The sequence below is a fragment of the Peribacillus sp. YIM B13477 genome (genome assembly GCF_042787955.1).
Lineage (GTDB): Bacteria > Bacillota > Bacilli > Bacillales > DSM-1321 > Peribacillus > Peribacillus frigoritolerans.
In genome coordinates this window covers 82,128-88,952 of the sequence record NZ_JBHZPD010000012.1, presented here as the reverse complement: position 1 = coordinate 88,952, position 6,825 = coordinate 82,128, and the positions used below count along the sequence as shown (strand labels likewise).

General features: G+C 39.1%; 5 protein-coding genes. 2 read left to right on the top strand and 3 right to left on the bottom strand.

Annotation, left to right across the window (positions count from 1 at the left end; translation table 11 throughout):
• Nucleotides 1–607: 607 nt before the first annotated feature.
• Both ACFX4H_RS24015 and ACFX4H_RS24010 read left to right on the top strand, forming a co-directional pair.
• Nucleotides 608–1,366 (top strand): alpha/beta hydrolase, encoded by a 759-nt coding sequence (locus ACFX4H_RS24015; protein WP_063589521.1) that lies wholly within the window; start codon nucleotides 608–610, stop codon nucleotides 1,364–1,366.
• A 79-nt stretch (nucleotides 1,367–1,445) separates the two neighbouring features.
• Nucleotides 1,446–1,616: a CsbD family protein gene (locus tag ACFX4H_RS24010; protein WP_065310846.1), complete on the top strand. Its 171-nt coding sequence runs from the start codon at nucleotides 1,446–1,448 to the stop codon at nucleotides 1,614–1,616.
• Between the two features lie 114 nt (nucleotides 1,617–1,730).
• On the opposite strand, the gene ACFX4H_RS24005 is transcribed toward ACFX4H_RS24010, so the two are convergent.
• The 3 genes from ACFX4H_RS24005 to ACFX4H_RS23995 form a co-directional block, all read right to left on the bottom strand.
• Nucleotides 1,731–2,873 (bottom strand): PP2C family protein-serine/threonine phosphatase, encoded by a 1,143-nt coding sequence (locus ACFX4H_RS24005; RefSeq protein ID WP_096340796.1) that lies wholly within the window; start codon nucleotides 2,871–2,873, stop codon nucleotides 1,731–1,733.
• Between the two features lie 279 nt (nucleotides 2,874–3,152).
• Nucleotides 3,153–3,986 (bottom strand): CheR family methyltransferase, encoded by an 834-nt coding sequence (locus ACFX4H_RS24000; RefSeq protein WP_034304823.1) that lies wholly within the window; start codon nucleotides 3,984–3,986, stop codon nucleotides 3,153–3,155.
• A 28-nt stretch (nucleotides 3,987–4,014) separates the two neighbouring features.
• The gene (locus ACFX4H_RS23995; protein WP_377436392.1) at nucleotides 4,015–6,804 is read right to left on the bottom strand and encodes a response regulator; all 2,790 of its coding nucleotides are present in this window, start codon (nucleotides 6,802–6,804) and stop codon (nucleotides 4,015–4,017) included.
• Nucleotides 6,805–6,825: the final 21 nt, after the last annotated feature.

Here is a 6,825-nt window from a genome sequence, read left to right as displayed (position 1 = left end):
TTGCTTTTTTGATAGTGTGTGCTCACTTAAAATTTAACGTTGGCGCTTTGTTTTGTTCAGTTTTCAAAGAGCAATTTCCACAATCATTCTTTCGAACGGCTGTTTATTCATCATAACACCTTATTGATTAGTTGTCAACTTCTACGAAGTTTTTAACTTATTTTAAATCGCTGTGTTTTTCAGCGACCATTTCACCTTATCACTTTCATAGTAAGAAGTCAATAGTTATTATTTCTTTCAGCACCTGCCGAAAAGCGATGAAGTTTTTTGCATGTCTTAGTTGGTGCTTATTTATATTAATCCCATTTCACTTTAAAGTCAATGCTTTTTCTCCATTTCTTATATTTATATATTACCGGTGATTAGCATCTTCAGTTTATCAACAATTCATAAGACAGCACTTATATAATAGAAAGACGAAAATGACCTGATAATTACCTTTATATCCTTTTGATGCTTCTTAATAATAGTGAAGTTTTGGAACATAACCAAGTTGACTTCATAATTTTCATTATGCTATTATATAACCAAGTAAAATAATCGGAATAGTTAATTTTATTAAAACCTTCTATTAACAAAACTTAGCTAAATCAAAGGAGATGGGAATATGACAGCAGCAATGGTAATACCAGGTGCGGAATCTTTTTTCTTACCCGGCAATTCTATCGGCATCCTTATTTGCCATGGTTTTAACGGAACGCCACAAAGCGTAAGGTATTTAGGTGAAAGATTTGCCGCCAAAGGCTTTACTGTCTTCGCTCCTCGACTGGCAGGCCACGGAACGGATGAATATGAAATGGAAACAAGTCATTATCAGGAATGGATACAAGATGTTGAAATGGCTTATGCAAAATTAAAGCGAACCTGCACCCATGTTTTCGCCATCGGACAATCAATGGGAGGCGCCCTTGTTCTCGATTTAGCGACAAAATTGGCTTGTGATGGAATTCTCACCATCAACGCCGCTCTCCAAGTTCCTGAATATGAAAGATATCGTAACCAATCGGTTCCACGCTTCATTCCCGAAGGCAAGCCTGACATAAAAGACGATATACCTAAAGAAATCACATATGACCAAGTTCCGTCAAAAGCGATTAATCAATTGCTTGATATAATGGAACATACCAGTCAAAAACTAATAGACGTTTCGTGCCCGATTCTTATCTTCCATTCACCAGAAGACCACGTTGTACCGGACTCGTGTTCCTATCAGATTTACGATACTGTCATGTCCGGTGATAAAGAGATGGTGCGCCTTGAAAATTCATATCATGTGGCGTCGTTGGACCATGACAAAGATCATATCATTGAACATTCCTATCAGTTCATTCAAAGGTTAAGTAAAAGGGAAATAATCGCTTCTTAAAACTCCTTTCTCCATAAATCAGGTTTACCCATACACTTCATGGGTAAATACAGTATATAAAGAAAAAGGAGGTAACATAATGAGCGGTTTATCAGACAAAGTAAAGAGTGCTGTAAATAAAGTTAAAGGTGAAACGAAAGACCAAGTCGGAAACGCGAAAAATGATCCTCACTTACAAGCAGAAGGTAAAGCCGATAAATTAAAAGGCAATCTTCAAGATGGCATTAGTAAATTGAAAAATGACCGTTAATTGCAAATAGCCAAATACAGGATTCACTCTCTTAACAAACATTCTCATTTCATATAAAAGTGACCCCCCTTTTATAGAGAAGAGGCGGCAGATGATCTGCCGCCTCTTCCTTCTTCAATTCGCTTGAATAACCACAACACACATATCATCAGGCTGATCTTGCTGCATTTCAGGTGACATCAAAAAATCGATAGGGGGAGATTCTTTACAATCAAACCATCTTGTCGAGACCGCTTCTTTTATTTGGTCGAGCCCTTCCGTCCCTTCTCGATCTATTGCTTCCATGACTCCATCCGTAAAAAGCATAAGCTGAATCTTCTCTTCATAATGAATGACGGATTTCTCTATTTTCATCTCGGTGAAGAAACCAACAGGACATGTCCCTTTTGAAAGGGAGACCACTTTTCCATCGTCCATTAAAGCAAATCCAGGAGGATGTCCGGCATTTACATATTCCACTGTCTTTTGCTCTGTATCAATGATCATATATATAGCGGTAAAATAATAATGCACTGGATTATCATCTTTATTAAGGGTACTCATCCAGCGATTCATTTCATTTATTACTGACACTGGGTCCGAATGGGTCCTGATGGCATCCCTCAATACGGAGGATATGAACATACACACAAGTGAGGCGGATATGCCATGCCCCATCATATCCAACAGGATGATCCCATACCGATTTTCATCAATGCGGTGCCAATAGTACATATCCCCTGCTAATTTATTCGCAGGTAAGTATGATGCCCTTATGGTTAAGTGGTCATTTATAATAGGTTCACTTAATAAGCTGCTTTGAACCTGCATGGAAAGATCCAATTCATTGCGGATTTTTTCATCCTGCATTTTATGCCAATCTTTTTCATATTTAAGTCTCAACCCCACGCGAATCCTCGCAAGTAAATCTATTTTATTGATGGGCTTCATTATATAATCAATTCCGCCAACATCAAGTGCCTCGGCCACCTTGTTTGAATCTTCAAGGGCGGTCACAAAAATGACGGGAATATCTCTAAGGTGAGGAATACTTTGAAGTCTCCTGCACGCCTCTATCCCATCGATCTCCGGCATCATGATATCAAGCAGAATGATATCAACTGAAGTCTCTTTAGGTTGCGGACTATCCACCTGTAAATATTCAAACATCTCAACAGCTGAAGTTAATGATAGAAAATCCGTATAGCCAGCTCGTTTTAGAATTTTCTCTATAACGAAAAGGTTAACCTGGTTATCATCTACGATTAAAATCGTCATTCTTTCATTCCCCTTTTGGCTTATATCGAGCGGCAACATTTATCTTTTTTATATGGAACAGTACTTATATAAAGCTCCCTTAACAGGGATTTTTCCATTATATTATAACGAAGTTCAGTCTCTTTTAATAATAATAAACTGCAGTCGAGATTCTGCATGGAGACCAACTCATTATATATACCCCTTCTTCGGATGCCTTAAACATAGTGAAGCAAAAAAAATGAAAAATAATTTAATCAAAAAAAGAAAGAGTCCGCATAAATGCGAACTCTTTCTTTTTTACAGTTTCCGATAAATCCGTTCCTTTGAATCAAAGTCCTCATAATCCTCCGAAAAGGATGATGTATGAAGAGTTTCCTTGCTGCCGACCGCAAGGAAGCCATCTTTACAAAGACTGTCATAAAACAACTGATTAACATAGGTCTGTAATTCACCGGTAAAATAAATCATCACATTCCGGCACATGATGATATGGAACTCATTGAACGAACCATCAGTAACTAAATTATGCTGGAAAAACACAATGTTTTTAAGGAGACCCGAATCAAGATAAGCATTTTGATAATCGGTTGTATAATACTCCGAAAATTCCTGGTTACCTCCAGCTTGCAGATAGTTTTTCGTATAAGACTGCATTCTATTTAAAGGTAATATCCCTTTTTCCGCATGACGGAGGACTTCATCATTCATATCAGTGGCATAAATCCTCGCCTTATCATAAAGCCCCTCCTCCTTGAGGATGATCGCCATGGAAAAGGCTTCTTCACCGGTTGAACATCCCGCATGCCAAATTCTGATTTCAGGAAGTTTTTTCAGGAGCGGTACAATATTTAAACGAAAGGCTTTAAAGAAATCCGGATCGCGAAACATTTCAGTGACATTTATTGAAAAATCTCTCAATAGCTTCTCGACATACCCTTTTTCATATAAAACCATTTCAATCATTCCGCTGATCCTGCGAACATGGTCCAGCCTCATTCTATTTTCAACTCTTCTTTTTATTGAAGAACGCATATATTTACGAAAGTCAAAGCCAGAAACGGAATAAATGGCCTCTAGCAATAATTCGATTTCTAAATCTTCTCTTTCTTCAATCGTTAAAGTATCCTTCATGAAAATCCTTCCTCACCCATACTATCAATCAATTAGTCAGCCATACTCTTAGGACTGATAGCAGCTGATCCAATTTTAATGGTTTGCTGACATAATCGGAAGCGCCGGCCTTCAGGCATTTTTCCCTATCGCCTTTCATCGCTTTTGCAGTTAACGCGATGATTGGAAGATCCTCGAATTTACTTTGCTCGCGAATTCTGGTCATCGTTTCGTAACCGTCCATACCCGGCATCATGATATCCATCAATATAACATCTATATTGTTACCTTTTTCAAGGAGTTCCAAACATTCAAAGCCGTTTTCAGCTGTAAGGATTTCCATCCCCTCATGCTTCAGCGCATTTTTCAGGGCAAATATATTGCGGTGATCATCATCGACTACCAGTACTGTTTTATTGCAGAAAGGTTTGGCCTTATCCCGATCTTCTTCATCCATCATACCTGCATCCTGATCGCCAAAAGGCGCGGCAGAATCATCGTGGTTAGCTGCTGCCACTTCCGGAGAAGCAGCTATTGCTTCGTCGACATTTTTCAAGCCCTCTGGCATGCTTGGAATAAAGAAAGTAAAGGTACTGCCTTGCCCTTCTTCACTATCTACAATGACCCAGCCTCCCAGAAGTTTGGCAAACTCCCGGCAAATCGATAGCCCAAGTCCTGTACCGCCATATTTTCTCATTGTGGCTCCGTCACCTTGCTGGAATGCTTCAAAGATAAGTTTTTGCTTCTCTTTTGATATTCCGATGCCAGTATCCGTCACCTTAATTTCAACCCAATTGCTCGCTCCTTTTGTCTGTATCCATTGTGCTACATTTTCTTCATCAGCTTTTTTGATTTGGACAGACACAGAACCTTTTTCCGTGAATTTAAATGCATTGGATAGCAGGTTTTTCAAAATTTGCTGGAAGCGCTGTTCATCCGTAAAGAAAATATCCGGAACGTTTTTACTTTTTTCGATTATAAAGTCAATGTTCTTTTTCTTCGCTACATGATCGAAGTTACGGTGCAATAACTCAGGAAGCTCACTCAGATTCATTTCATCAAAGACCACTTCAAGCTTTCCGACTTCAACTTTTGATAAATCCAAAATGTCATTGATCAACGTTAATAAGTCTTGACCTGATGAATTAATGACACGAGCGAACTCCTGTTGCTCTTCATTTAATTTACTATCATTAGGATCTGAAAGCATTTCCGATAAAATCAGGATACTATTGAGCGGTGTCCGCAATTCATGGGACATATTTGCCATGAATTCCGATTTATATTTTGAACTTAACTTCAATTCTTCCGCTTGTTTTTCAAGATTCAGTTTAGCGACTTGAAGCTCTTTCGATTTTTCTTCCGTTTCACGATTTCTCTCTTCCAATTGTTCATTGATCATTCGCAACTCTTCAGCCTGTGTTTGCAGTTCCTCTGATTGGGCTTGCATTTCCTCTGACTGTGATTGCAATTCTTCCGATTGAGCCTGTAACTCTTCAGTCTGTGCCTGTGATTCTTTCAATAAACGCTCTATTTCCATCCGGCCCTCAACATTATTGATCGTGATGCCCAGAGTATTAATAACCTGGTTCAGGAAAGTTTTTTGCAGCTTCGTAAAGGCCTCCAAACTCGCCAGTTCAACCATCGCCACCACTTCATCCTCAAAAACGACTGGCGCAATGACAATGCTTTTCGGGTTGACTTCCCCCAATCCTGTCGTAACCAATTGGAAATCCTCAGGGATATCTTCGATGACTTTGGATTTCTTTTCAAGGGCGCATTGACCGATCAAACCTTCGCCAAGACGGAATTCACGCCTGCCCGAATCTTCGCCATCTCCAGCAAAGCTGGCAAGCTTCACAAAGCGCATATCCACACCCTCACCCCGTTTGACGTAAAAAGCTCCAATTGAAGCTCCCATCATCGGTGCAAGTCTTGTAATGAACCGGTCAGCTAGGACTTCCACATCAACAATGCGCTGATACATGGTAGCTATATCTGCAACACGGGTCTGAATCCAGTTCTGTTCACTGATCTTTTCAGTGAAATCTTTTTCTTTTTGGTTATAGACTTCAAGCGATTCCGCCATATCATTGAACGATTTCGCTATATCACCAATTTCATCAGTGGTCCGAACCGGAATTCTTGGTATGACCGACAAATTTTTAAAATCGATATTTTTGATGACCTTCGTAATCGATTGCAGATCTTTCGATGTGCTCCGAATCATCCAAACAACCGTTACGGAAATGACCAAAATGCTGAGAATAACCGCAAAAATTACAAAACCGATCATATCTTCATAGGTTTGTTTCGAATTACTTAAGGTATCTTTCATGACACCTTCTTGGTAATCCTTAAATTCCTCCATCGTACTGATGACTTTCGTTCGTTTTTCCCTTTGGTCATCCATCAGGCTTGCTAGATCCGAAGAGTTTCCCGACTTTATCTTTTGGATGATTTCAGCCTCCGTTATGGAGTAAGAAGCATATTGAGTCTCGAACTCTTTCAATAATTGCTTTGCTTTCGCCTTATTTAACGAACCTGATAACCCGGCAATTTTCGATTCAATCAAACTATGATTCTCATTGATGATTTCGAGGCTCTCTGCTCTTTCTTCTTTGTTTGCATCATTAGCTGCAAACAAAATCTCACGGTCCGACCTGGAAAAAAGCTGACGGATTTCCATCGAATCTTGAACTTTTTCATAGCGATTTTCAACTATTTCAGTCATGCTGCTCTTTAAATTGTTTAGTGTAAACATCATGAATGAAAGTAAAATAGCCAAGAAAAGCAAGATCAAACCAAATCCCAACATTTGCTTTTTCTTAAAACCCATTTTTTTCCGCCCACCTTCAAT